Origin of the sequence: Kaistia dalseonensis (assembly GCF_030814715.1) — a bacterium.
Lineage (GTDB): Bacteria > Pseudomonadota > Alphaproteobacteria > Rhizobiales > Kaistiaceae > Kaistia > Kaistia dalseonensis.
The window spans coordinates 294,945-320,264 of the sequence record NZ_JAUSVO010000005.1; the positions used below are offsets into that span (position 1 = coordinate 294,945).

Consider the following 25,320-nt stretch of genomic DNA (forward strand, 5'->3'; position numbering starts at 1 on the left):
GCATTGGCATGAGACGGTGAATTGATCGGGTCTCGGTCGACCGACGCTGCGCCTTTCGCACCTTCGCCGGAACCATTCCTGCCAGGCTTCATTGACTAGCCGTGATCAATGATGCGCTAAAGGAGAGCCATTATGGGCAGCACCAGCGACAAGATCAAAGGCGTTACGAACGAGGCCGTCGGCAATGTGAAGCAGGGCGTCGGCAAGGCCGTCGGCTCGGAGAAGCTTCAAGCCGAAGGGCTGATGCAGGAGGCCAAGGGCGAAGCCCAGCAGGCCGTGGGCAAGACCAAGGACGCCGTGAAGAAGGCAGCCGACAAGGTCTCCGATGCGGCGCACCGCAACCTGTGATATAAGTGATTCTGGCGCTGCGTTTCCCCCGAAGCGCGGTGCCAGACGAGAAAGGGGTCGATTTTTCGACCCCTTTTTTATTGTCGGCTCGCGGACCCCGCAATCAGCGCCGCCGTCATCCCCGCGGAAGCGGGCATCCGTTCAGCCTGCGCCCCGAACATTGGACGCCTCGGCTGAACAGGTCCCGGGTCGCGGCTTCGCCTGACCCGCGGTGGCCTGGCACGATCTTGACAGGGACTGGATGCGGAAGGGCTGCGCCCCTCTCCCCCTGCCAGCTTGGCCCTACCAGCAGGTATAACCGCCATCGACGACCACGACCGAGCCGGTCATGAGGCTTGCCGCCTCGCCGGCGAGGAAGAGCACGACCGAGGCGATCTCCTCGATTTCGCCCATGCGGCCCATCGGCGTGCCGCCGATCCAGGCGTCGTACATCTTGGGGTCGGTCTTCACGAAGGCATTCAAGGGCGTGTTGATATAGGTCGGCGCCACCGCATTGACGCGCACGCCGCGCGCGCCCCATTCGGCCGCAAGCGACTTGGTCAGGTGATGCACGGCCGCCTTCGAGGCGTTGTAGAAGGCCTGCTCCTGCGGCTTGTTGACGATGAAGCCCGACATGGAGCCGATATTGACGATCTTGCCGCTGCCGGCCTTCAGCATGTAATTGCCGAAGGCGCGGCAGCACCAGAACGTGCCGTTCAGGTTGACGTCGAGCACGTTCAGCCAATGCTCATCCGTCACGGTCTCGGCCGGCGTCATGCTGCGGGCGATGCCGGCATTGTTGACGAGGATGTCGATCTTGCCATGGTCGCGGACGACCTCGTCGGCAACCTGGTTCACGCGCGCGGAATCCGTCACGTCCATGATCGCGAAGTCGACATTGTAGCCCTTGGCGCGCAGCGAGTCGCGGCCGGTCTCGCCGATCGAGGGGTCGCGATCGGCGATGATGACCTTGGCGCCCGCCTCGGCGAGCGCCTCGGAGCTGGCGAGGCCGATGGCCTGGCCGCCGCCGGTTACGAGCGCCACCTGTCCATCGAGGCGGAACTTTTCGAGATACATGGTCGATACTCCTCTAAAGCGTTTTCAAGCGAAGTGTTCACGGTTCACGTGAAGAAAACGCGACTAAGCAAAGGGTTGGGGCGGATAGGGAGGGCCCGCATTAGTTCCGGACGGCGTTGCCGTCGCGATCGAAACGATGAATCCGGCTGATGTCCGGCGTGAGAAAGACTTTGGCGCCGGGCTTGAGCGCGAGTTCGCCCACGGCGCGCACCGTAATATCGCCAATATCGGGAACGGTGACATAGAGGAAGGTGTCGCTGCCGACATGCTCGGCGACGCTGACGACCCCCTCCCACTCGCCGATCGTCGGCGAAGTGCTGACATGCTCGGGCCTGACGCCGATCGTCGCCGCGCCGTGCTTTCGCGCCGCGGCGCCAGAAACGAGGTTCATCTTGGGCGAACCGATGAAGCCGGCGACGAAAAGGTTCGCCGGATGATCATAGAGTTCGAGCGGGCTGCCGACCTGCTCGATCTTGCCGGCATTCAGCACCACGATCTTGTCGGCCAGCGTCATCGCCTCGATCTGGTCATGCGTCACATAGATCGCCGTGGTGCCGAGCGAATTCTGCAGCCGCGCGATTTCGAGCCGCATATTGACGCGCAGCGCCGCATCGAGGTTGGAAAGCGGCTCGTCGAACAGGAAGGCCTTGGGCTCGCGCACGATGGCGCGGCCGATCGCGACGCGCTGGCGCTGGCCGCCGGAGAGCTGGCCGGGCCGCCGGTCGAGATAGGCGGTCAGGTTGAGCACGGCCGCCGCCGCCTCGACCTTCCGGTTGCGCTCCTCCTTCGGCACGCCGGCCATGCGCAGGCCGAAGCCGATATTGCTGCGCACGCTCATATGCGGATAGAGCGCATAGGACTGGAACACCATGGAGAGGCCGCGCTTGGCCGGAGGTGTGTCGGAGACGTCGACGCCGTCGATCAGGATCCGGCCGCCCGTCGTATCCTCCAGCCCCGCGATCAGGCGCAGCAGCGTGGACTTGCCGCAGCCGGAGGGGCCGACGAAGACGACGAACTCGCCGTCCTCGACCTGGAGGTCCACCCCCTTGATGACGCCGACATGGCCGAAGGTCTTTTCGACGCCGACGAGTTCGATCTTGCCCATGGCTGTTTTTCCCGTGAAGGCGATTACTTGACTGCGCCGAAGGTGAGGCCGCGCACGAGCTGCTTCTGGCTGAACCAGCCGAGAACCAGGATGGGCGCGATGGCGAGGGTGGAGGCGGCCGACAATTTGGCCCAGAACAAGCCCTCGGGGCTCGAATAGGAGGCGATGAAGGCGGTGAGCGGCGCGGCGCTCACCGTGGTGAGGTTCAGCGTCCAGAACGCCTCGTTCCAGGCGAGGATGATGTTGAGCAGCACGGTCGAGGCGATGCCGGGCACCGCCATCGGCGCCAGCACGAAGACCAGTTCCTTGCCGATCGTCGCGCCATCCATGCGCGCGGCTTCGAGGATGTCCTTCGGGATTTCCTTGAAGTAGGTGTAGAGCATCCAGATCACGATCGGCAGGTTGGCCATGAACTCGATGAAGATCAGCCCGACATGGGTGTCGAGCAGGCCGGTATCGCGAAACAGCAGATAGATCGGGATCAACACGCCGACGGCCGGCATCATCTTGGTCGAGAGCATCCAGAGCAGGGTCTGCCGGGTCCGCTCGGTTGGTGCGAAGGCCATCGACCAGGCGGCCGGGATGCCGACCACGAGACAGACCAGCGTCGAGCCGAGCGCCAGGATGATCGAGTTCATCGCATGGTGGACATAGTCGCTGCGCGTCTGGACGATGGCGTAATTCTCCGTCGTCCAGTGGAAGAACAGGAATTGCGGCGGCGTCGAGAAGGCGTCGAGCTCCGTCTTGAAGCTCGTCAGCACCATCCAGAGGATGGGGAAGAAGATCAGGAAGCCGACGAGCCAGCCGGCGGCGGTGACGGTGATCCTGCGGGTCGTCGTGATGCGGCGTGCCATGATCAAGCGTCCAGATTCTTGCCGACGAGGCGCACGAGGAAGATGGCGACGATGTTGGCGAGGACGACCGCGACAATGCCGCCGGCCGAGGCGCCGCCAATGTCGTATTGCAGCAGAGCCTGCGCATAGACGAGGAAGGCGATGTTGGTGGTAGCTAAGCCCGGCCCGCCGCCGGTGGTCACGAGGATCTCGGCGAAGACGGAGAGCAGGAAGATCGTCTCGATCAGGATCACCACCGTGATGGCGCGCGCGAGATGCGGCAGGATCATCAGGAAGAAGAAGGCGAGCGGCGGGGTGCCGTCCATCTGCGCCGCCTCCTTCTGCTCCTCGTCGAAGGACTGCAGCGCCGTCAGAAGGATCAGCGTGGCGAAGGGCAGCCATTGCCAGGAGACGATCAGGATGATCGCAAGCAGCGGATAATCGGTGAACCAGTCCACCGGCGTCAGGCCGAAGAGCTTGGAGACCCAGGCGAACAGCCCGGAGACCGGGTGCATCAGCAGGTTCTTCCAGACCAGCGCCGAGACGGTCGGCATCACGAAGAAGGGCGCGATCACCATCAGGCGGACAATGCCGCGCCCGAAGATTGGCTGGTCCATCAGCAGCGCGATGAGGACGCCGCCCACGACCGTGATCGCGAGCACCGCGCCGACCAGCACCAGCGTATTGGCGAGCGCGGTGAAGAATGCGGGGTCGGTCAGGAAATACTGGTAGTTCAGCAGCCCGACGAAGCTCTCCGAGCCCGGATCGAGCAGACTGTAGCGCAGCAGCGAGAACCAGATGGTCATGCCGAGCGGCACGATCATCCAGAGGAAGAGCAGGACGATCGACGGCGCCACGAGAATGCGCCCGAGAATATGTGTCTGCCGCGTGGCCACTGCCTTCGCTCCCCGAGCCGGATTGTTCCTGGGAAAGGGCCGCCCGGCCGAAGCCGGGCGGCAGTCTTGGGAGGTGGTCGTTGCCCTAGCCCGCTCGCGGGCGGCCCAGAGCGGCGGCGCGCGCAACCGACCTTCGTCATCCCGGGCTCAGCCCGCGATCCATTCAGCCTGAGACGCCTCAGGCCTGGATGAAGCCCCGCTTTCGCGGCGATGACGGAGCGAGGCCCACGCAAGCCCGCCCGTGGCAGCGGCTACTTGATGTAGCCGGCCTTGGTCATCTCGCGGGTCGTGACCTGCTGGGCCGAAGCGAGAGCCTCGTCGACCGTACTCTTGCCGGCCAGCGCCGCCGAGAACAGCTGCCCAACCGTCGTGCCGAGACCCTGGAATTCAGGGATCGCGACGAACTGGACGCCGGTATAGGGCACCGGCTTCACGGTCGGATGGGTCGGATCAGCCGAGTTGATCGAATCGAGCGTCATCTTCGCGAAGGGCGCGGCCTTCTGGTATTCCGGGTTCGCATAGAGCGAGGCGCGCGTGCCCGGAGGAACGTTGGCCCAGCCCTCCTTGGACGCGACGAGGTCGAGATAGCCCTTGCTGGTTGCCCAGGCGATGAACTTCTCGGCGGCTTCCGTCTTCTTCGATCCGGCAGGAACCGCAAGCGACCAAGCCCAGAGCCAGTTGGCGTTCTTGCCGAGGCCCTTGTTCGGAGCGAGCGCGAAGCCGACCTTGTCGGCGACCTTCGAATCCTTCGGGTTCGTCACGAAGGACGCGGCGACAGTGGCGTCGATCCACATGCCGCACTTGCCGGAATTGAAGAGGGCGAGGTTCTCGTTGAAGCCGTTCGAGGACGCACCGGGCGGTCCGGCTTCCTTCATCAGGTTGACGTAGAAGGAGAGCGTATCCTTCCATTCCGGCTGGTCGAACTGGGGCTTCCACTGCTCGTCGAACCAGCGGGCGCCGAACGAGTTCGACATGGCGGTCAGGAAGGCCATGTTCTCGCCCCAGCCGGCCTTGCCGCGCAGGCAGATGCCATAGACTTCGCCGGGCTTGTCGGTGATCTTCTTGGCGGCCTCGGCGATGAAGTCCCAGGTCGGGCTGTCGGGCATGGTCAGCCCCGCCTTCTCGAACAGGTCCTTGCGGTACATCACCATCGAGCTCTCGCCATAGAACGGCGCGGCATAGAGCTTGCCGTCGAGCGAAAGGCCGTCGCGGATCGGCGGCAGCAGGTCGGCGGTGTCGTAATCGGCGCCGAGATGATCGAGCGGCACCAGCCAGCCCTTCTTGGCCCAGATCGGAACCTCATAGGTGCCGATGGTCAGCACGTCGAACTGGCCACCCTTGGTGGCGATGTCGGTGGTCACCTTCTGGCGCAGGACGTTTTCTTCGAGCGTCACCCATTCGAGATCGATGTCGGGGTTCTTCGCCTTGAAGTCGTCGGTCAGCGTCTGCATGCGGACCATGTCGCCATTGTTGACGGTCGCGATGGTCAGTTTCTCCGCGGCATAGGCCTGACCTACAGCCAGCATGGAAGCCGCGCCCAGAAGGGCGCCCAGCACTATCCTCATATCATCCTCCCTGTCGTGCTGCGAGCAATTGCTACAACACTGATCATATGCTCACGTTGACTGAGGCAAATTGTCAATGGCAATTCGTTGCCGCAGAGCAGCGAAGCCTCCGCCGGCAACGGAGGGCAGCAGGGCGCAACAATGCTAACGGATTGAGCAATTGTTCCCTTTCGCATTGCAAAAGGGCGTTGCTCGAAATCGGTGGCCGTGACGGCTTCAGCCGAGGTCGAGCAGGGTCTTCGCGGTGGTCTCGTTGGTGATGAGGCCGTTCACGATTCCCCCGCGCAGCGCCGCGCGGATTGCCAACGCCTTGCTCAGGCCCATGGCGACGGCGACGACCAGCCCGGTCGCCGGGACGGGTCGCGGCACGCTGGTCAGGCGGTGATTAGTGCCGCCGTCTATGATCCGCCCGGCCGCATCGAAGGCCCAGCCCGTGACTTCGCCGACGGCGCCGAGGCGCTGCAATTCGGCGAGTTCGCCGGTCGAAATGAAGCCGTCTATGTAGAGCGGGGCATTCTCGTCGAGCCGGCCGATGCCGACCAGCGTCATATCGGCGTCGGCGGCGAGCTCGCGCAGCCGCTGGACCGGATGGAGCGCTATCAGTTGGTCTCGCTCTGCGCGGCTCGGCATGACCACGGGCAGCGGCATGGGATAATGCGGCGCCTGTACCAGGTCGGAAAGTCGCGCCAGCACGTCGAAAAAGCTCGCAGAACCTTCCATCGAGATATGCCCGACCAGCGAGACCAGGCGGTGATGCTGGCAGTTGAGGCGGGGAACCTGCTCGACGGCGGCGCGCAGGCTGCGGCCCGTTCCGAGCCCGACGACGATCGGCTCCGTGCCGCGCAGCTTCTGCTCGAGCAACGAGGCGGCGGCCTCCGCAATGCCCACGGACGAGCTTTCGGATGTCGGATCAGCGGGCACGATCTGGCAGTGTTGGAGGCCATATCGTTCCGTCAGCCGCGCCGCCAGCTCCATGCAGGCGGCGATCGGATGATCGAGGCGGAAGGTGATCAGCTTCTCGGACAGGGCGAGCGATACCAGCCGCTGCGCCGTCGGCCGCGAGATGTTCAGCTTGCGGGCGATCTCGTCCTGGGTGTTGCCGGCGATGAAATAGAGCCAGCCGGCGCGCGCGGCGTCGTCCAGCCTGGAGCGCTCGGCGTCGCTGGTGTGGCTCATGCGTCGATCTCTGCCACAGGCTGCGGCAGCATCGCCGCCATGGTCGCAACCACACGGTCGGCGCCGGCCGACGACAGCAGGCCATGCCCGTCGCGCCCGCCATAATGGCTGCCACCGACGAAGCCCCAGACCGTCATGCCCGCCGCCTTTCCGGCCGTGACGCCGCTGACGCTGTCCTCGATGACGAGCGTGCGCGCCGGCGCCACGCCCATCTCGGCCGAGGCCTTGAGGAAGAGATCCGGCGCCGGCTTGCCACGCGCAACCATGGCCGCATTGAAGATCCGCCCTTCGAAGAACGCGGAAAAGCCGGTCAGGCCGAGCGAGATATCGATCCGCTCGGCATCCGAGGACGACGCCAGGCAATAGGGCCGCCGCATCGACTGCAACAAGGCCCCTGCCCCCTCGATCGCGCGCAGTTCCGCGCGGTAGCGGCGGAACATCTCCGCCCGCAACGCGTCAACGAAAGCGGCGGACATGGGCTGGCCAGTCTGGCGCTGGAAATCATCCCGGACGATCGCAAAGCTCCGCCCGAGATAGCGCTCGATCACGTCGGCCGTGGACATGGCGATACCGTGCCGGGTGAGCATCTCGGCGAGGCAGCCACAGCTCAGGATCTCGCTGTCAATCAGGACGCCGTCGAGATCGAAGATGACCAGATCGAAATCCGAAATCATGATGCTGCTCGCTTCCCTCGCGCCTGGAGCGCGCCCTAGCAGATCATTCTTTCACATGCAGAGCAAATATTCAGCCATGAACTGCAAATGGCCGTGCGCGCGATCATCGCTTCGCACGGCCGCTGGCGCCACCCTGTTCGATGAAGCGATCGGCGTCGAGGTCCTTTTCGTCCTTACCCTTGTGCTCCGTCTTCACGGTCTCCTTGGCCTGCGGACGCGGGGACGGCTTGGACTTGTCACCCTGAATGTCGCTCGGGCGCTCGGTATTGCCAAAGCTGCTATTGCCGCCGCTGCGGGCCTGTTCGTAATTCGTGGTCATGATTGGTCCTCCTGTCCGCCCCCTCAGGAAGTCCAACATCGGGTGAGCGATCAGGTTCCGGGCCAAGGTCCCAGAAAAGCGTGCGGACGCCGCTGCGCCCGTGGCGTCATCAGCGGCACGAGCGCCTGGATGAACAAAAGGACCGGTCCGACCACACCGATGCCGTCGAGGCTCGGATGACCGGGCGATGCCTTATTGCGATGTCGTGGCGAGCGCGCCAGCTTCGGCGACCTCCGGCTCGATCACGGGCTTGAGGCCTCCGCGCAACGCTCGCGCGGCGCTCGCATCGATACCGGCGGCACTGACCTCCGTCGAATGCGGCACGCGGGACCATGCGACCTGCGGGGCGGCTGTGCCCGAAGGGACCGCTCCACCACGCTTGAGCGCAGCGCTGCTCCCGTCGACGGGAACGTCGGCGCCATTGGCCGGCGTCATGTCGCGCGCCATGGCGCAAGGCGCAGCGATGATGAGTCCGAAGGCCAGCAGCGCTGTTGCCCGCGCGGGATTGCTGCAGATGCTTGGAACCATCGAGCGGATGCGGCTCATGTCTTCATCCTCCAGTAGATCCGGCTTATCCGTGAAGTTGACGTGCAAAGAACCTCGAGATCGGAATCGCCTCCGATCACCCCCAAGTTCAACGTGAAATTTCTGACAGGCAGATTGGCTCTGCGTCCCAATATTGATCCGGGCACGAGCCACCAATGACAACATTGCATGCAATATTTATTTGAGTCAAATGGATTGTATGCAATTCTCAAAGACTTAGAACGATCAATATCGCGTATTACATTATTATTTCAGTCATGTTTATGCTGCACTGCATTGTCTTCGAGCAGGTCTGCTTTGCGGCTGCGTTCGCCAGCATGTCATCGGAAGGCGCCTGTTGAGGGCGAACGCGACTGACGCTTGTCGCCTTGGGACACCTCGTGCTTTAGGCTAAGCCCACTAGACGAGACCGTCGGATCACGACGGACTGCAGATCCGAGGGATGGAAGTCATGGCGTTCTTCATCGGTGTCGACGTTGGGACGGGCAGCGCGCGCGCAGGCGTGTTCGATGATCGCGGACATCTCCTCGCCTCGGCGAAACGGCCGATCGCGATCTGGCACGCGCCCGGCGACATGGTCGAGCAATCCTCGGACGACATCTGGAACGCCGTCGTGGCTTCCGTGCGCGAAGCCGTCGCGCGGTCCGGCGTCCGGGCCGAGGATGTCGCCGGTATCGGTTTCGACGCAACCTGCTCTCTGGTGCTGATCGGCGCGAATGGAGCACCGGTTCCGGCGGGCCCTTCCGGCGATCCGGCGCGCAATATCATCGTCTGGATGGACCATCGCGCCACGGACCAGACGCGGCGGATCAACGAGACCGGCCATCGCGTCCTCGCCTATGTCGGCGGCGCGGTCTCGCCCGAAATGGAAACGCCGAAGCTGCTCTGGCTCGCCGAGCACTTGCCGCAGAGCTTCGCCGCGGCGGAGCATTTCTTCGATCTCTCCGATTTCCTGACCTGGCGGGCGAGCGGAAGCCTCGATCGCTCGATCTGCACGCTGACGTGCAAATGGACCTATCTCGCCCATGAGCAGAGCTGGGACGAAGGCTACTTCCGGATGATCGGTCTCGGCCCGTTGGCCGATGAAGGCTTTGAACGCATCGGCACACGCGTCGTCGAGCCCGGTACGCCCCTCGGTGCAGGCCTCACGCCGGAAGCCGCCGCCGAATTCGGCCTGCTGCCGGGAACGGCCGTCGCGGCCGCCCTGATCGATGCGCATGCCGGCGGCGTCGGATCGATCGGCGCGCGTGACATGGCAGGCGAGCCCACCGATCCCACCCGTCAGCTGGCCTATATCTTCGGTACGTCGGCCTGTGCCATGGCGACGGCCGTCGAGCCCAATTTCACGCCCGGTGTCTGGGGCCCGTACTTCTCGGCCATGCTGCCCGGCCTCTGGCTGCTCGAAGGCGGACAATCGGCGGCCGGCGCCGCGATCGACCATCTCGTCGACCTGCATCCCGCCACGCCTGCGGCGCGCATCGAGGCCAAGGAGGCCGGGATTTCCCTGCTCGCGCTGCTTGAAAAGCGCGTGACCGCGCGCGCGGCGACTTCCGAGGCGACGGCAAGGCTCGCATTCGATCTTCACATCGTGCCTGAATTCCTCGGCAATCGCTCGCCCAAGGCCGACCCGGCGGCGCGCGCCGTGATCGACGGCCTCGACCTGAACGATGATCTGGATAGCCTCGCCAAGCTCTATCTTGCGGGCCTCTGCGGCCTCGGCTACGGCGCGCGGCAGATCGTCGAGGCGCTCGCGATCCAGGGCATGGAAATCGACGCCATCGTCCTGAGCGGTGGTGCGGGTCAGAGCCCGCTCGTGCGCCAGGTGCTGGCCGATGCGACCGGCCTCGACGTGGTGGTGCCGCAGACGGCTGAGCCGGTGCTGCTCGGGGCGGCGATCCTGGGCGCGGTGGCTGCCTCGGCGTTCGCCTCGATACCCGAAGCGATCGATAGCATGTCGCGGCTCGGCGTCGTGCACGAGCCAGCGAAGGGCGCGGCAAAGCGCATCCACGACGCCAAATACGAGATCTTCCTCCAGATGCAGGAGCTCGATCGCCGCGCGCGGGCGCTGATGGGCGATGCGCTCGCGGCAGATGTGGATCAGGCCGACATCACACGCCAGGACGCTTGACTCGACGGCACGCGCGCGTCCTCCTCGTCTCCACGATCCAGCCGGGACTTCAACAGCATGAGCAAGACCTTCGCCTTTGTCGGCAGCCTCAATCGCGCCATGCCCGACATGCCGCCCGCCCATGGCGACGGCATTTCCGTCTATTCATTCGACGAGGCGAGCGGCGCTCTGGCGCTGGTCAAGACCTTCGATGGCATCGACAATCCGACCTTTCTCGCCATCGACGCCGAGAAGCGCAGGCTCTATGCGAGCACGGAATGGGCTGGACGAAATGAAGGTCTCGCCGTCGCGCTCGCGATCGATCCGGAGACGGCGTCGCTCTCCCACATCAACATGCAGCCGACGCTGGGCAGCGTAACCTGCCACCTCTCCTTCGATCGCGACGGCGCCTATCTCTTCGCGTCGAACTATACGGTCGCCGATCTGGGTGCAAAGCCGGGCGCGGCCGTTGCGGCCTATCCGCTGCGCGCCGATGGCAGCATCGCGCCGCCCGTCGCCTCTGTCGCGCATGAAGGCGCCGACGCGGTTCTGCCGGTCGAGACGCGCTCCCATGCCCATTCGGCGATCGTCTCGCCGGATAATCGCTATCTGATGGTCTGCGACCTCGGTCTCGACCGGGTGATGAGCTATGCGCTGCCGCCGGAAGAGGGAAAGCTGGCACTGGCCCCGGCTCCCTTCGTGGCGCTACCCGCCGGCAGCGGCCCGCGGCATCTGACGTTCCATCCGAATGGCCGCACCGCCTATGTGATCAATGAGCTCAACAACACCATGTCCGTGCTCGGCTATGACGCCGAGACGGGCGGGCTGACGCTCGAGCAGACGATCTCGACCTTGCCGGCGGATTTCTCCGGCACCAGCTATTGCGCCGAGCTCGCGCTCAGCCCCGATGGACGTTTTCTCTACGGCTCCAATCGCGGCCATCACAGCCTGGTGCGCTTCGTCATCGATGGCGAAGGCCGGCTGAGCCTGCCCGCCTGGACATCGACCGGCGGCGCATGGCCGCGCAATTTCACCTTCGATCCGTCGGGCCGCTTCGTGCTGGTAGCGAACCAGCATGGCGACAACATCGTCGTCTTCCGCTACGACCCGGTCACCGGCGCACTGAACGACATTGGCGAGGCGGTGCAGACCGGCACGCCGATGCGGATCGTATTTGGCCGGTTCTGAGCCAGGGTTGGCGAGGGAGTCGGTTTCAACTCCATTTGGGAAAGCCTCTGCCGGCGACCGCTCCGGCCGTGACGGACCAGGCTTGGTTTGGAGCAAGCCTCCGGCAGAGCTCTGCTGAAATCAAACCGTCATGAGCCAAGCCTAAACGGGGCCGCACTTCACCAGACAGGCACCCCATCATGGCATTTCTCGATCGCGCCCCCTTTGATCCGGCCAAGGCCGCGCCCACGGAACGCACGCGGCACATGCTCGACGCGGCGCTCGCCGGCGCGGCGGCAATCGCCGCCGGGCGCGAGCGCGTCGAAGGCGCGGCGCTGACCCTGAAAGGCCAGCGCGATTTCCAGACGCAATCGGATGTCGCCTCGGAGCGCGCCATCACCGCGCATCTGACCGCGATCTTCCCGGATCACGGCCTCCAGGGCGAGGAAGAGACGGATATCGACGGCACCGCCGGCCGCTTCCTGATCGATCCCATTGACGGGACGACCAATTTCGCCTGGGGCCTGCCCTTTTTCGGCATCTGCATTGCCCTGGTCGAGGATGGCGAGACCGTCGCGGGCGTGGTGTACGACCCCTCGCTGGAAGAAGCCTTCGTCGCCGAACGCGGCCTCGGCGCCTTCGTCAATGGACGGCGGCTCGCCATCAACCGGACATTGACGCCGGACGAAGCGGTGATCGGCGCCAGCCTGCCCGTGCCGGGACAGGTCAAGACCGTGCCGGTCGAGGATTATCACCGGGCGCTGCGCGCCATCATGGACCGCGCCTCCGGCATGCGCCGCCTGGGCTCGGCCGCGCTCAGCCTCTGCTATGTCGCGGCCGGGCGGCACGACGCCTTCTTCGAGGACGGACTGAGCCCGCACGACTATGCCGCCGCGGCGCTGATCGCGAGCGAAGCCGGCGCCATCGTCAGCGGCTTCGACGGCGCACCGATCCCCGCATCAGGCGCGGTGCTCGCGTCCAACGCCTCGCTTCATCCCTGGCTCGTCGAATTGCTCTCGAACAGGGCCTGAAGCACGCCCGGCTCGTCGGTCGTGATCTGATCGGCGCGCAGCGCGACGAGGCGGCGGAGCGTCGCCTCGGCACGGGGATGGTCGGCATTCAGCGTATAGGCGTCGATGCGCTTTCCCGCCTTGTGGAAGTCCTCGATGATATCGAGCCCCATCGCGTCGCAATGCAGGACGATGCGATAGTCGAGATAGATCATCGAGGCTTCAGGCGCCCGGGCGAGCGCGCTCTCGACAAAGGCGTGGACGTCATTGACATTACGAAGCCGGCTTATCGTCTTGTCATCGCAGGGATCAAAGCCGATGGCGAGACCCGAGACATCGGCGCCGAGCCGCGTCACGGCCAGCCAGTCGCCGCCGCTGAGGATGAAGCGATGGGCGACCGGCGCGATCAGCGCCTTGAACGCCGCGGCCGTCTCCGCGTCGAGAACGGCATCGTCCTCCTTCAGGTCCAACTGGATCACGGCGCCATCCGCCCCGTCGGCGGCGGCAAGATGAGCGAGGTCGTCGAGCAGCAGCACGCGCTCCTCGGACGGGTCGCCATTCTTCTCGCGCATGGTCAGTCCGCGCAATTCCGCGACGCTCGCCGCACCGACCGGGCCATGCCCCGTGGTCTCGCGGTCGAGATCGTCGTCATGGAGCACGGCAAAGCCGTGTTCGCCATGGCGACGGAGATCGACCTCCATCGAGGCGCCGAGCGCCAGCCCCTCGGCGAGGCGGCGCGGCGTGAACGGGATATCGGCGCGCTCGCGCTGCAGGCGGTGCCATTTGAGCCAGGTGCGATGACCGTCACTGTCGATCGCGATGCCGTCAGCCATGTTGCAAGGTCCTTGTTGGTTCAGGCGGCGATCGGGATGGCGGCCGGCCGGGCCGTTCCATCCGCGCCGAAAAGGATCAGATGCTCCGGGCGCAATGCGAGCGTATCGCCGACGGCGATGCGCCGTCCCTTGCCGATCTGGGCCTTCAGCACCAGCCCGGCATCAATGCGGATATCGGCCATGCGGAACGCGCCGAGATCGATGATGCGCTCGACCACGCCGGCGACGCTGCCAGCGCTGCCCACCTCGACCAGGCTGAAATCCTCCGGACGCACAGCGAGCGTGACCGGGCCTTCCGGCGCGTCGACCGCGATCGCGATCGGGCCGAGCCGGGCGGCCCCGCCTTGGACGCGGGTCTCGATCATGTTCATCGTGCCGATGAAGCCCGCGACGAAGCGCGTGCCCGGACGACCATAGATGCTGTCCGGCGTGCCGATCTGCTCGATGCGGCCGGCATTCATGACGACGATCCGGTCCGCGAGCGTCAGCGCCTCTTCCTGGTCGTGCGTCACGAACACGGTCGTGAGGCCGAGCCGGCGCTGGATCGTCCGCACCTCCTCGCGCAGGCGCACGCGCAGATGCGCATCGAGCGCCGAGAAGGGTTCGTCCATCAACAGGATCTTCGGTTCCAGCACGACACAGCGCGCGATCGCGACACGCTGCTGCTGGCCACCGGAAAGCTGCCCGGGATGGCGATGCTCGAAGCCCTTGAGACCGACAAGCTCGAGCACTTCGGCGACCTTCTGGTTCACCGTCGCGCGCGGCAGATGGCGCAGCTTGAGACCGAAGGCGATGTTTTGCGCGACCGTCATGTGCGACCAGAGCGCATGGCCCTGGAACACCATGCCGGTCGGCCGGCGGTTCGGCGGCAGCGTGCCGACATCCTCGCCATCAATGGCGATGCGGCCTGCGCTCGGCATTTCGAAGCCGGCGACCATGCGCAGCACGGTCGACTTGCCGCAGCCGGACGGACCGAGCAGGCAGACCAGTTCGCCAGTCGGAATCGAGAGGGAGACATCGTCGACGGCGACGGACGGGCCGAAGCGCTTGACGATATGGTCGATGGAAAGCTTGTCCAAGGTGGACCTCGTTTGATCCCTCATGCGCCGACACCTCCTGCAATGGTGCGAGCGTTCAGGATCTTGCGCGCGAAGAGAAGGGCGATGAAGGACGGCACCCAGAGCAGCACCGACAGGACCGCGCCATACTGGACGACGATCTGGTTGTTGATGAGCGAGATCATCAGGACCGGCATGGTGCGGATATTGGGCGCGCCGATCAGGAAGGCCCCTTCGGTCTCATAGAAGGTGCCGACGAAGGTGAGCAGCAGAGCCGCGGCGATTGCGGGGCCGGCCTGGGGCAGCGTTACCGAGACGAAGGTCCGGATCGGGCCGGCGCCGACGTCGCGCGCGGCCTCTTCGAGGCGGATATCGACATTCTGGAACGCACCCACGGGAATCCAGATCATCAACAAGAGTGTGTTGACGAGTTGCACCACCACCACGCCCGTGAAGGTCCCGACGAGACCGAGGGAAAAGAAGATCGTGGCAATCGCGATATAGAGGCCGAATTTCGGAAAGGCCTGGATCGTCAGGAACGAGAGGAGCAGCAAGGACTTGCCGGGAAACTCGAGCCGCGCGAAGGCATAGGCCGCCGGCAGGCAGATGATCGCCGAAAGTCCCGTGACGATCACGGAGAGCAGCAGCGACGTCCGGAACGCCTCCCAGACATCGGCCCGGCCCAGCATCATGCCCCAGAAGCGAAAGCCCCATTGCGTCGGCAGGATCGAGGGATAGCGCCAGACCTCGGCGAAGGCCCAGAGGAAGACGCCGGCGATCGGCAGCACGATGAAACCGACCAGGAGCAGCGTGATGAGCGCGCCGGGAAGCTCATGTACCATCTTGCGGAGGATCGCGCTCAACGGCCCGCCCTCCGGTTCGCGATGATGGTGCGGACATAGATCACGCCGGCGACCGAGCAGCAGAGGAAGGTGATCATGGCCTGCGTCGCCGCCTGCACGGGATCCTGCAGATCGCCGAAAGTGCGCTGCATATAGACGCCCATCGATTCAGGTGAGGCGGGGCCGAGCAGATAGGGCTGCGTGAAGGCGCCGAAGATCCGCAGGAATTCGAGCGAAAGCGCCACGATGATCGAATTCCTGATCAGCGGCAGGATGATGAAGACGAGGATGCGGAGCGGACCGGCGCCGACATCGCGCGCCGCATCGATCGCCGCCTGCGGCACCTGCGACAGGCCCGAGACGAGGACGAGCAGCGTCAGCGGAATTCCCTCCCAGAGCAGGCCGATCACCGGTCCCCATGTGGTCAGATAGGGCGTGCGGTAGCCATGCAACCCGGCGGCATCGAGCAGCGATTGCAGCGTGCCGTTCGGCCCGATGAAGCGGATCAGCGCATAGGCGACGATGATGCCCGGCACGAAGAGCGGGAAGGTCGCGATCGCCTGTACGAAGGCGGGAAGCCGGCCGAAGGAAAAGCGCAGATAGAGCGCGAGCGGCAGGCAGACCAGGAAGAGCAGCGCCACGGTCGTCGTTGTGAACCAGGCGGTGAAGCGCAGGTTGCGCAGGCTCTGATCATCGGAAAAGAAGCGCGCATAATTGGCGAGCGAGAACCTGCCGGCGCCCGCGACATCGACATTGAGCGTCGTCGAGAGCGACGACAGGATCGGATAGATGACGAGCGCCACCACGAGGATGACCGGGGCGGCGACGAGCAGGAGCCCGACGGGAAACCGTCGGGCCCGCTTTTGCCGGCCGAGCGGGGCCGAGAGAGATGTCATCGAGGCGCGATCAGCCCCGGTTCACATTCGGGGCGACGTTGCGATACCAGCCATCGACCATGGCCGTCTCCCAGTCGCCGCTCGGGAAGGTCGGGATCGAGGCCGGGATGACGTCGGCATATTGCGTGCGCAGATCCGCCGGCAGATTGCTCCAGTCGACGCCGGGGAAGCCGCCGAGATCCTTCAGGACCGAGGTCTGCACGGCTTCGGACAGCAGGAATTCCGCGAATTTCAGCGCGCCGGCCTGGTGCGCCGCATTGGTCGGGATGGTGACGTGGGTGAAGCCGCCGCAGAGGGCGAGATCCTGGAGCTGGACCAGCTTGATGGTCGGCGGCAGCACGCCCTGGGCGAGGCCCTGCAGCGCCTGATCAGACCAGGCCGGAACCATGGAGACGGCGCCATTGGCCAGAAGCTGCAGCGTCGGGGTGTTGCCGGCGGTATAGGCGCCGTTGTCATAGAGGCTCGGCGCCAGATCCGACAGGATCTTCCAGGCGCCCGGCAGCATCTTGTCAGCGGATTCCTTGCTGAAATTGGCGACCGTGAAGAGCGAGGGATCGCGGCCGTTCGCCTCGTGGATCGCGCGCTTGACGAAGTTCTGGCCCGAGCCGCCCTTGTCAGGACGATTATAGATGAACTGGCCCGGATTGGCCTTGATCCAGGCGGTGAGCGCCTCCCAGGTGGTCGGGGCTTCCTTCACCTTGGTCGAATCATAGGCGAGCAAAACCTGCGAACCGCGATAGGGCAGGCCATAGGCGGTCTCGATGCCGAGCTTGTTGACCTTGCCGTAGGACGGCAGGTTGCTCTCGTCGAACTTGGTCCAGAGGCCGGCCTCGATCGCGCCCTTCGGGTTCAGCTCGTTGAAGCCCTCGAAGAAATCGACCTGCGGATCCGCCTTCTGCTGGAAGGCCGCGAAGGCGCGGTCGGCGATCGCCGCGAGGCCGCCGCCACCGGCGCCGCGCGTGATGACGATGTTGATCGTCAGATCCGGATTGGCGGCTTCAAAAGCCGGCTTCACGCTGTTGGCGATCCAGTCCGACACGTTCGAATCGCTGCTCGTGAACACGTCGATACGGTCGGCGGCGAAGGCCGAGCGGACCGGCAGGACGCCGAGCGCGCCGAGCGCTGCGCCGGAGACGAGCAATTGACGGCGGTTGATCATAACAGAACCTTTTCGGGAGGGATCGATTTCGGCGCGAACGCTAAGGCGCGCATATGACATCCCAATGAAGGTTTTTACCCATGGCAAAGACCATTCCCGATTGCGCCGCAGCACAGGTTGAGGGCGCGGACGAACCGGCGGCGTGGTAACGTGACGGCGAAAAAGATGGAAAGCAGGATGCCATTCGGGCGGGATTATCATCATCGTATTGCAGAGCGGCCGGCGCGTGAAAGCGCCCGCCCGGCGAAGGGCAATGCCGGACGCAATCTCGTCCATGCAGCCGACCACAATGCGCGCGTCATCCTCGAAGCGCTCCGACGCCAGAGCGTGCTGACGCGGCAGGAACTCGCGGCTCTGACCGGACTGACCGCCCCCGGGATCACCAACATCATCAAGCGGCAGATCGCGGCCGGCCTGATCCACGAGGTGACGCGCATTGCGGCCGGTGCACGTGCCGCGGGCTTCACGATCGAGCCGGCGGGCGCGCTCGCCATGGGCGTCGATATCGATGCGGAGATGGTCTCGGCGGTCGTCATCGACTTGGCCGGCCACGTGCTGGTCCGCGAGCAGGCCAAGGCGGCGTCGACCGCAGGGAGCGATGTGATCGAGGCCGTTCGCGCCGTCATGGCCTCGGCGCGAGCCGCACTTACCGCCGGTCAATCGGAGCGGCTGCTCGGCGTGGGCGTTGCAGGCGCGGCCGAGCCCGAACGCCTGGCCGAGGCGCTGGCGCCGCTGCCGGTGATCTGCGAGCGCGATACGGCCTGCAGCGTCATCGGCGAGAGGATCTATGGTGCGCCGCCTCCGGACGGCAGCTTCGTCCAGATCCTGTTCGGCGAGAGCGTGCGCGCGGGCCTGATGATCCGAGGCACGCTCTATGACGGCACCAGCCACCGCGCCGGCCTCGTGGGCCTGATGCGCACCGGGCAGGATGGCAAGCTGCTCGACGAGGCGGCCTCGCTTGCCGGTATCGCGCCGTTGATCGCGCGCCATGAAGCAAGTGGCGTCGATCCAGACCGTTTCATGGAGATGCTCGACGCACCGGGCCGCAAGACGGTCGAGGCCTGGATCGACCAGACCGCATCGCACCTGCTCGATGCCATCGTCGCGATCTCCGGCTTCATCGCGCCGACAGTGATCTTCATCGGTGGACGTATTCCCCGCGATCTCGTCGAGGAACTGGTCGATCGGCTGATGGCGAGCCGGGCGCAGCGCATGCTCGGCCCGTTGATGCCGCGCTGGTTGCCGCCGATCATGCCGGCGACGCTCGGCCGCGACAGCGTCATCATCGGCGCCTCGGCCCTGCCCTTCCTCGAATATCTCCTGCCCGACCCCAGACGCCCGGCCGATCATCGCGTGATCGTCGACGAGCCGGCCGACGCCTGAGCCGCCTCAGACGGCCGGCGCACCCGCAATATTGCGCAGCCCTGTGAGCGGCGAGCGCGTCCGCTGGACGGGATCATAGGATTCGAGGCGCAGCGCATCGGCCAGCGGCATGGTCGCCGCGCCGAGCGCCGCAGCATCCTCCGAGCCGGCGGCGCGGTGGATCGGTGGCGCCGGGCGCGGGTCGAGCGCCAGATGCTCGTGGACATAGCGCAGCAATTCGTCGATCAGCCGAACGGGCAGCCTGCCGCCGATCAGCACCGCATCGGGATCGATCAGGAGCCCGATATGGATGGCGGCATCGGCGATATAGCCGGCCGCCCGACGCAGCCAGGCCGAGACCAGCGCCCTCCCCGCCTCGTCCAGCGTCATCAGCTGGGACGGGCGATCGACGGCAATCCCGTGCCGCGCCAGATAATCATAGAGCAGGAACAGCGAGACGAGCTGGCCGAGCGGTACCACACGGTCGCCTTCGGGCTGGTCGGCGGCAATGGTCGGCAGCCAGCCGATCTCGCCGGAAAGGCCCGTCACGCCGCGATGGCAGACGCCATCCAGCACGACGCCGCCGCCAAGGCCGGAGCCGATGAAGATATAGAAGAAGCTGCGGCTCTCGACGCCGAGGCCGTAATTGAGCTCGCCGATCGTGGCGGCCGTCGCATCATTCTCGATATAGATCGGCTGGCTCGTGATCGCCGCAAAACGACCGCGCACGTCGAAGTCGGTCCATTCGGCATAGGAGGGCGGCATGCCGAGAAACGGGATTTCGCCCAGCCAGTCGGGAATGGCGAGACCGACGCCGGCCAAGCGGCGCGGATCGATGGTGCGACGACGGCGCAGCGTCGCAAACGCATCCTCGATCCGCTCGAAGACGGCTTCGGGCAGCATGAAGCGGCTCTCGTGGTGGATGCGGGCACGAACCGTGCCCGTCGCGTCGACGGCCACGATGGTCAGGTGATCGCGCGCAATGCCGACGCCGATCGCATAGCAGCCGTCGGGATTGATCTCGAGCTCGATCGCCGGCTGGCCGGGCTGACCATGGCGCCGGCGGGCTTCGATGACGAGTTGCTCGTCGATCAGCCGCTCGCTGATGCGCGCGACGGCCTGCTTGGTAAGGCCGGACCGCCGCGCGAGCTCGGTGCGCGAGATAGGTTGATAGCGCTGGATCGCGCGGAGGATCACGCCGCGATTATGGTTCGCGGCGAGTTCGGAGTTGGAACCGGCAAGGTCATTCATGGCCGCGGATCATCCATGGCGCAATGCGGGAGGGCAACGCGGCATTCTCGCCCGCCGCATCGCCCATCCCCGTCGTCTTGATGCCGGTCCGGGGCGGCCGCCCTGCTATTTGCCGAGCAGCAGGCTCCTCACCTCGAACGGCAGGATTCCGTGCGGCTTGTCGCGCGCGACGCTCTCCTCGAGCAGGTTGACATCGCCCTTGACCGACCAGCCGGATGCCGGCTCGACCGTCAGCCCACCACGGCCGCCGGCCGGCTCGTAAACGCGGAGCACGATGTCGGCGCTGTCTTCCGCCGGCTTCAGGCCAGCCAGCGCGACGGCATGGCCCTGCACGACGAGCGGAACATGCGCGCCGACCGCCACGCCCGTTGCCTTGCGTGCCAGCAGCGGCTGGTTCAGATCCTCGGCCTCGCGCAGCACGCCACCGGTGAACCAGTCGCCACCATGCGGCATGAGCGCATAGACGAAGCTCTGCTCACCTTCATCCGCGAGCGGATCGGGATAGATCGGCGAGCGGAGCAGGCTGAGGCCGAGCACATTGTCATGAACGCTGTGGCCATACTTGGCATCGTTGAGCAGGGCGACGCCGAAGCCGGGCTCGGCCAGATCGGCAAAGCGGTGACCCGGCACCTCGAACTTCGCCGCATCCCACGAGGTATTGGTGTGGGTCGGACGGCACACGACGCCGAAGGCGCATTCGAAGGTCGCATAGGCCGAGCGGACGGCGACGGGCGTCAGCGTGCGCAACAGGACGCGGCGGTCATGCCAGTCGAGATGCGTCTTGATGTCGATCCGGCCCGCATTGGCCCAGAGCGAATAGGTCTGCGTGATCGTCGAATCGCGGAAGCGCTTGACGATCTTGACCGCCGCCCGATGCGGACCGCGCTCGACGATTTCGACGCTCTCGACCTCGGTCAGCTCGATGCCGTGCGCCTCATAGTCGTCCTCGAGGTCCCAGGCGTCCCAGTTGCGCGGCTTATCCATCGGATAAACCCAGAGCTGGTTGCCGCGGCCCTCGAGCGCCTCGCGGCCGGCCCGCTTGTCGTAGAGGCTGGCGATCGCGCCGTCCTTGCCGATCTCGACGCGGATATGAGCGTTCTCCAGCAGGCTCTCGCTGACCGTGAGGCCGTGGCTCGCGACAATCCCATGCGCGCCGATCACGGCGACACCCAGGGGGGCGACGGTCGCGTCGGTCGCCAGCGGACCGTCCGCTGTCTCGACGCGGAACGGCCGCTCCGAGAGCGATGGATTGACCGCGACGATCACGTCATGGGCTTCGCCCTTCGGCAGTCTGGCGATCAGCGCGTCGAGCGCGTCCCGCTGGCGGGCAAGGCCGACATCGCGCGCTTCGGCAAGCTCGTTTTCCGCGTCGACATAGACTTCGCGAATGCCCGAACCCGGCAGGATGTCGTGGAACTCGTTCTTGAGTACGGCCCGCCAGGCCGTCTCCAGGCTTTCGGGCTTGTCGGCACCGAACAGCATGGCGAGCGATGAGATCGTTTCGGCCGTGATCAGCGCGCGCTCGGCCTCGCGATGCTTCTTCTTCGTGCCGCTCTGGGTGGTGAGCGTGGCGCGATGGAGCTCCAGATAGATCTCGCCGGACCAGACCGGCAGGGTCTTGGCCGGGATCTCATGCGCACGGGCGAAGAAATCCTCGACGCGGGCGCCCGTGAGCGCCGGAACGGCCGGGAAGTCGGCGAGTTGGGCTTGCCGGCGCAGCATTTCCGGCGTTACGCCGCCGCCGCCATCGCCATATCCGATGGCGAGAAGGCTCTCGTCATAGATGACCTTGCCACGGAAATTCTTCCACGTGCCGATGATCGCCTCGGGCTCGGTGGAGCCATTATAGCCCCGCACGGGATTATCGAATGTGTGGGCCAGCACGCGGCTGCCGTCGAGGCCTTCCCACCAGAAGAGGTCATGGGGAAACTTGTTGGTCTCCGACCAGTTGACCTTGATCGTGAAGAAGGAGTCGACGCCGGCCTGTTGCAGCAATTGCGGCAGCGCGCCGGAGAAGCCGAAGCAATCCGGCAGCCAGCAGACCCGATGGCGGACTCCGAACTTCTTCTCGAAATAGCGCTGGCCGTAAAGCAACTGGCGCACGAAGCTCTCGCCGGTCGGCATGTTGGTGTCCGGCTCGACCCACATCGCGCCGACCGTTTCCCACTGGCCGTTCTTAACCTGCGCCTGGATCGCCTTGAACAGCGCCGGATCATCCTCCTCGATCTGCGCGTAATAGGCGGCGGTCGACTGGTTGAAGACGAAATCCGGGAAGGCCTCCATCAGCTGGAGCGCGGTGTGGAACGTGCGCCGCGCCTTGCGGCGGGTCTCCGCGTAGGGCCAGAGCCAGGCGAGATCGATATGGGCATGGCCCGTGATGGCGAGCTTGCCCTGCTGCGGATAGCGGGCCTTCAGCTGCACGAGCTTCTCCCGCAGGCTCGCAAAGGCCGCGACGACGCTGGCGCGCTGGTCCTGGCGCAATCCGGCCGGATTGGGCTTCAGCGGCGGCAATTGCCAAATCTTCTGCTGCCCGCGCTGCGGCGCGGTGCGCGATACGTAATCCTCGGTGGCCGACGGCCAGTCGAGCGCGGCGAAAGTCTGCTCGGCCGCGGCGATCAGATGCGGCACGACCTCGTGATCGCCGAGGAAGTGCGCGGCCTCCGCCACCTGGCGCAGCAGCAGCTCCAGATCCTCCACCGGCCGATCGACCAGCAGCAGGAAAGCCCTGGTCAGACGCGGCTCGCGCACTGGCTCGCCGAAGGGCAGCCGCGCAACGGCGTCGATCAGGATATCGAAACGATGGGCGGGAACCGGGAATTCCTGATGGAACGGATCAAGGCCGAAGCGCTCCGCGGCCGTGCTGCCTTCCGGCTGCAACGCGATCAGGCTCTCGCCACCGACATCGAGGCTGAGGCGGGTATCCTCAAGCGACCAATGCTCCGGCACAACGGCCTTCGCATCGAGCTTCAGCACGCCTTCCTTCTTCGGCCAGAAGGCGCCGAGCGCGATCGGCGCGCCCTCGAAATTCCAGCCATCGATCGCGACGACCTCGCGATCACGCCAGAAGCCCAGTTCCTCGACGCGCACATTGATGCGATCCAGCCTCTGCTGGAGGGTGAGCGACATTTGAAGAATTCTCCGTAAGGTCAGTTGACGTGGTGCCGCGCGGAGGGAGTTCCGGCGGCGAAACTTCAATGATGAGCACCGTTGGCAATGATAGCGCCATGGCCGTCACCCCTTGACGGCGCCAGCCGTGAGCGCACCCACGATCATGCGTTGCAGTAGCAGGAACGCGACGATGGCCGGGACCACGGCGACAAGGCAAGCCGCCGCGAGCACCTGCGTCGATGAGGCATTCGACGTGCCGGCGAAGGCAAAGATCGCGACCGAGATCGGCAGCTTGGAGTCGCTGCTGAGCAGCAGGAACGGAATGAGGAACTGCGACCAGTTCAGGATCATGATCAGGATGAAGGCCGACGCGATGCCCGGCCCGATCAGGGGCAGCGTGATGCGCCGGAAAATGCCGAAGCGCGAGCATCCATCGATCTGCGCTGCCTCTTCGAGCGACTTCGGAATGCCGTCGATCGAGCTCTTCAACAGCCAGACCGCCATCGGCACGCTGACGGCGATATAGATCATCGTGACGCCGAAATGGCCGTCGAGAAGGCCGAGCGTCGCCATGTAGCGATAGAGCGGCACGAGGATGACGAGCGGCGATACCATCTGGAACGCCAGGATCGACATCATCAGCGAGTTGCGGCTCGAAAAGTGGAAGCGCGAAAAGGCGTAGGCCGCCGGCGCCGCCACGATCAGGCAGCCGATGCCGCCGAGCGCCGACAGCTTCAGACCGTTCCAGAGATAGTTGATGAAGGCTGGATCGGAGAGAATCTGCTCGAAATTGGCGATCGTCGGATGTTTCGGAATGAAGCGGCTGGCGCCGAGATAAACTTCCTGCCGCGTGCGCAGCGAGAGCGACAACAGCCACAGAAGCGGGATGAGGAAGAAGGCGGCAATGACGATCGCGATGATATAGGTCGCGATGTCGCCAAGCTTTTCACGGGTTTCCGAGCTCATTCGTTTGGCTCCCGACGCGGCAGGAACGAGGCATAGCCGACCGCGAGCACGAGGCTGATCAGCAGCATCAGAAGCGAGAGCACGCTGCCGCCGGCAAGGTCGAGGTTCCTGAACACGGTGTTGAAGGTATAGAGCGACAGCACCTCCGTGGCGCGGCCCGGGCCGCCGCCGGTCAGCGAGATGATCGCATCGAAGGTGTTGAGCGTCGCGATGGTGATGAGGATCGAATTGACGAGGATGGCCGGGCGCAACTGCGGCAGCGTGATGTAGCGGAATTTCTGCCAGCCGCTGGCGCCATCGACACTCGCCGCCTCATAGAGCGTGACGTCGATCACCTTCAGGGCGGCATAGAGCACGATCATCGAGAAGGCCGTGCCGCGCCAGACGTTGGAGATGATCGCCGAAATCATCGCGATGCCCGGATCGGACAGCCAGGCGACCGGCGCGATGTGCAGCATCCGCAGCACGCTGTTCATGGCGCCGAACGGTGCCTCGCTGAACAGCATCTGCCAGATCAGGCCGTTGGCGATACCGGGGATCACCCAGGCGATCAGCACGATGGTCCTGAGCGCCGTCATGCCGTAAAGGCGCCTGCGTTCGCCGCGCATCACCAGAACGGCGATGCCGAGACCGAAAAGCTGCTGGCCAAGGACGCTGCCCGCCGTGAAGATGAAGGTCGTCCAGAGGATGTCGGGCAGCACCGGATTGGCGATGAGCGCGACGAAGGAATTGAACGTGTAGTGCTCCTCGCCGCCGCGCAGGCTGGCATTGGTGAAGGCGAGGCGCAGGACGTCGAAAATCGGGTAGAGGTAGAAGATACCGAGCAGGATCGCGACCGGCAGCAGCCAGGAGAATGGATTCTCCTCAAGACGGCGCCAGATGCTCGAGCGCGAGCCTCCTTCATTCCGGCGCGCTAGGGCCGCTTCACTCATCGCCATGCCGCAGGCCTCCTCGCCGAGCCGCCGTCGAAATACGCTGCTTCCAAGATAAAAGGTCCCGGACAGGCTCCTCCCGGCCGGGACCCTCTTTCATGGCTCTGCGAT

23 protein-coding genes are annotated in these 25,320 nt (G+C 65.2%); 5 read left to right on the forward strand and 18 right to left on the reverse strand.

The window, feature by feature from the left end; translation table 11 throughout:
• Positions 1-132: 132 nt before the first annotated feature.
• A complete protein-coding gene (locus QO014_RS18550) occupies positions 133-348 on the forward strand; it encodes a CsbD family protein (RefSeq protein WP_266350229.1) in 216 nt (71 codons plus the stop codon).
• A 282-nt stretch (positions 349-630) separates the two neighbouring features.
• Here the strand turns inward: QO014_RS18550 and QO014_RS18555 are convergent, their stop codons facing one another.
• From QO014_RS18555 to QO014_RS18595, 9 genes are all read right to left on the reverse strand, one after another.
• A complete protein-coding gene (locus tag QO014_RS18555) occupies positions 631-1,404 on the reverse strand; it encodes an SDR family NAD(P)-dependent oxidoreductase (RefSeq protein ID WP_266350230.1) in 774 nt (257 codons plus the stop codon).
• Positions 1,405-1,504: 100 nt separating this feature from the next.
• Positions 1,505-2,509, reverse strand: coding sequence for an ABC transporter ATP-binding protein (locus QO014_RS18560; RefSeq protein ID WP_266350231.1), 1,005 nt, complete (start codon positions 2,507-2,509; stop codon positions 1,505-1,507).
• A gap of 23 nt (positions 2,510-2,532) precedes the next feature.
• Entirely contained in the window at positions 2,533-3,363 is an 831-nt protein-coding gene (locus tag QO014_RS18565; RefSeq protein WP_266350232.1) for a carbohydrate ABC transporter permease, read from the reverse strand.
• 2 nt (positions 3,364-3,365) lie between these two features.
• Positions 3,366-4,238: a carbohydrate ABC transporter permease gene (locus tag QO014_RS18570; protein ID WP_266350233.1), complete on the reverse strand. Its 873-nt coding sequence runs from the start codon at positions 4,236-4,238 to the stop codon at positions 3,366-3,368.
• A gap of 251 nt (positions 4,239-4,489) precedes the next feature.
• Positions 4,490-5,764: an ABC transporter substrate-binding protein gene (locus QO014_RS18575; RefSeq protein WP_266350408.1), complete on the reverse strand. Its 1,275-nt coding sequence runs from the start codon at positions 5,762-5,764 to the stop codon at positions 4,490-4,492.
• A 255-nt stretch (positions 5,765-6,019) separates the two neighbouring features.
• Positions 6,020-6,979: a sugar-binding transcriptional regulator gene (locus tag QO014_RS18580; RefSeq protein WP_266350234.1), complete on the reverse strand. Its 960-nt coding sequence runs from the start codon at positions 6,977-6,979 to the stop codon at positions 6,020-6,022.
• Complete coding sequence (locus tag QO014_RS18585) at positions 6,976-7,653, reverse strand: HAD family hydrolase (RefSeq protein WP_266350235.1); 678 nt, start codon at positions 7,651-7,653, stop codon at positions 6,976-6,978. Before QO014_RS18585 ends, QO014_RS18580 begins: the two co-directional genes overlap by 4 nt.
• Before the next feature lie 103 nt (positions 7,654-7,756).
• A complete protein-coding gene (locus QO014_RS18590; protein ID WP_266350236.1) occupies positions 7,757-7,972 on the reverse strand; it encodes a hypothetical protein in 216 nt (71 codons plus the stop codon).
• A gap of 192 nt (positions 7,973-8,164) precedes the next feature.
• Positions 8,165-8,518: a hypothetical protein gene (locus QO014_RS18595; RefSeq protein WP_266350237.1), complete on the reverse strand. Its 354-nt coding sequence runs from the start codon at positions 8,516-8,518 to the stop codon at positions 8,165-8,167.
• 451 nt (positions 8,519-8,969) lie between these two features.
• Between QO014_RS18595 and QO014_RS18600 the strand changes: the two genes are divergently transcribed.
• The 3 genes from QO014_RS18600 (at position 8,970) to QO014_RS18610 (ending at position 12,823) form a co-directional block, all read left to right on the forward strand.
• The gene (locus tag QO014_RS18600; protein WP_266350238.1) at positions 8,970-10,646 is read left to right on the forward strand and encodes an FGGY-family carbohydrate kinase; all 1,677 of its coding nucleotides are present in this window, start codon (positions 8,970-8,972) and stop codon (positions 10,644-10,646) included.
• Positions 10,647-10,703: 57 nt separating this feature from the next.
• Positions 10,704-11,813, forward strand: a complete 1,110-nt coding sequence (locus tag QO014_RS18605) for a lactonase family protein (RefSeq protein ID WP_266350239.1) — start codon at positions 10,704-10,706, stop codon at positions 11,811-11,813.
• A 179-nt stretch (positions 11,814-11,992) separates the two neighbouring features.
• Positions 11,993-12,823 (forward strand): inositol monophosphatase family protein, encoded by an 831-nt coding sequence (locus tag QO014_RS18610; protein ID WP_266350240.1) that lies wholly within the window; start codon positions 11,993-11,995, stop codon positions 12,821-12,823.
• On the opposite strand, the gene QO014_RS18615 is transcribed toward QO014_RS18610, so the two are convergent.
• From QO014_RS18615 to QO014_RS18635, 5 genes are read right to left on the reverse strand one after another with little or no spacing between them, the layout of a single operon-like run.
• Positions 12,784-13,635: a glycerophosphodiester phosphodiesterase gene (locus QO014_RS18615; protein WP_266350241.1), complete on the reverse strand. Its 852-nt coding sequence runs from the start codon at positions 13,633-13,635 to the stop codon at positions 12,784-12,786. The genes QO014_RS18610 and QO014_RS18615 overlap by 40 nt on opposite strands.
• 20 nt (positions 13,636-13,655) lie before the next feature.
• Complete coding sequence (locus QO014_RS18620; protein WP_266350242.1) at positions 13,656-14,714, reverse strand: ABC transporter ATP-binding protein; 1,059 nt, start codon at positions 14,712-14,714, stop codon at positions 13,656-13,658.
• A 20-nt stretch (positions 14,715-14,734) separates the two neighbouring features.
• Positions 14,735-15,535, reverse strand: coding sequence for an ABC transporter permease (locus QO014_RS18625; protein ID WP_266350409.1), 801 nt, complete (start codon positions 15,533-15,535; stop codon positions 14,735-14,737).
• A 17-nt stretch (positions 15,536-15,552) separates the two neighbouring features.
• A complete protein-coding gene (locus tag QO014_RS18630) occupies positions 15,553-16,431 on the reverse strand; it encodes an ABC transporter permease (protein WP_266350243.1) in 879 nt (292 codons plus the stop codon).
• Positions 16,432-16,441: 10 nt separating this feature from the next.
• Positions 16,442-17,587 carry an extracellular solute-binding protein gene (locus tag QO014_RS18635; RefSeq protein WP_307258827.1) on the reverse strand — a complete coding sequence of 382 codons (1,146 nt, stop codon included), beginning with the start codon at positions 17,585-17,587 and terminating at the stop codon, positions 16,442-16,444.
• Positions 17,588-17,767: 180 nt separating this feature from the next.
• On the opposite strand from QO014_RS18635, the gene QO014_RS18640 reads away from it, so the two are divergent.
• Positions 17,768-18,973: an ROK family transcriptional regulator gene (locus tag QO014_RS18640; protein ID WP_266350245.1), complete on the forward strand. Its 1,206-nt coding sequence runs from the start codon at positions 17,768-17,770 to the stop codon at positions 18,971-18,973.
• Positions 18,974-18,979: 6 nt separating this feature from the next.
• Here the strand turns inward: QO014_RS18640 and QO014_RS18645 are convergent, their stop codons facing one another.
• From QO014_RS18645 to QO014_RS18660, 4 genes are all read right to left on the reverse strand, one after another.
• Complete coding sequence (locus QO014_RS18645; protein WP_266350246.1) at positions 18,980-20,203, reverse strand: ROK family transcriptional regulator; 1,224 nt, start codon at positions 20,201-20,203, stop codon at positions 18,980-18,982.
• A gap of 105 nt (positions 20,204-20,308) precedes the next feature.
• Complete coding sequence (locus tag QO014_RS18650; RefSeq protein WP_266350247.1) at positions 20,309-23,329, reverse strand: alpha-mannosidase; 3,021 nt, start codon at positions 23,327-23,329, stop codon at positions 20,309-20,311.
• Positions 23,330-23,434: 105 nt separating this feature from the next.
• The gene (locus tag QO014_RS18655; protein ID WP_266350248.1) at positions 23,435-24,277 is read right to left on the reverse strand and encodes a carbohydrate ABC transporter permease; all 843 of its coding nucleotides are present in this window, start codon (positions 24,275-24,277) and stop codon (positions 23,435-23,437) included.
• Positions 24,274-25,209 (reverse strand): carbohydrate ABC transporter permease, encoded by a 936-nt coding sequence (locus QO014_RS18660; protein ID WP_370877177.1) that lies wholly within the window; start codon positions 25,207-25,209, stop codon positions 24,274-24,276. The genes QO014_RS18655 and QO014_RS18660 overlap by 4 nt, the downstream gene beginning before the upstream one ends.
• Positions 25,210-25,320 lie beyond the last annotated feature (111 nt).